At 45.2% G+C, this 801-nt stretch carries 1 protein-coding gene; it reads right to left on the bottom strand.

Features of this window, described 5'->3' with window-relative positions; all coding sequences use genetic code 11:
• Positions 1 to 82 precede the first annotated feature (82 nt).
• Positions 83 to 801 (bottom strand): group II intron maturase-specific domain-containing protein (locus tag BW716_RS35055; protein WP_255373924.1); only part of this gene is annotated, 719 nt, incomplete at its 5' end.

Raw genomic sequence — 801 nt, 5'->3', positions numbered from 1 at the left:
AATCGAGTAGGAAGAAAGCCGGTCATGCCGGCTTTCTGTCCTCTCACACCACCGTACGTACCGACCGGTATACGGCGGTTTGTCAGAATAACTTAGTTTGGTGAGTTGTTTTCCAGTAATAGTGATTGGCGAACCCTACATACCCTTGTTTAGTAAAGTAGTCGTTGTTCAAGGCTCGGTGCAGTATTGCACTGTTTGCAATGCGGCAGTACCCTTTACGACTGTTGCTCCACTCATAAGCTTTACCCTCATTAATTCCCAACCTTTTCAGGTTTTTCCACCGTGTTGATGGCCTTTTCCATTGTTTCCATATCCCCATTCTTAGACGTGTTCTTACCCACCTGTCCAGTTCTTCCATTCTGCTTTTGGCTGTGGCTATCCGAAAGTAATTCACCCAACCAACGATTATGGCCTCCAGCTTCTTTATCTTGTCTTTCACTTTGCCGGGGGCTTTACGCTGCGTTTGAGCCTTCATCTTCTCTTTAATCTTTCTCAGCGATTTAGACGCAATGCGCGCTGCCCACACTTTCTCTCTTCGATAAAAAGAGAAACCCAGAAGCGTACTATCTATCGGACGGCTCACTTTACTTTTTGTACGGTTTACTTTTAGCTTTAGCTTCTTTTCTATGAACTCCGTGATTGTTGACAGCACGCGCGTCGCTGAATTTTCACTTTTCACATAGATGCTACAGTCATCGCAATACCGTACAAACCGGTGGCTTCTTGCCTCTAACTCTTTGTCCAGTTCGTTTAATACAATGTTGCTCATCAGGGGGGATAGTAGTCCTCTTACACAATTGG

This window comes from [Flexibacter] sp. ATCC 35208 (assembly GCF_001975825.1).
Classification (GTDB): Bacteria; Bacteroidota; Bacteroidia; order Chitinophagales; family Chitinophagaceae; genus Chitinophaga.
The sequence above is the reverse complement of the archived record's forward strand: the minus strand, read 5'-3'. Positions and strand labels throughout refer to the sequence as shown.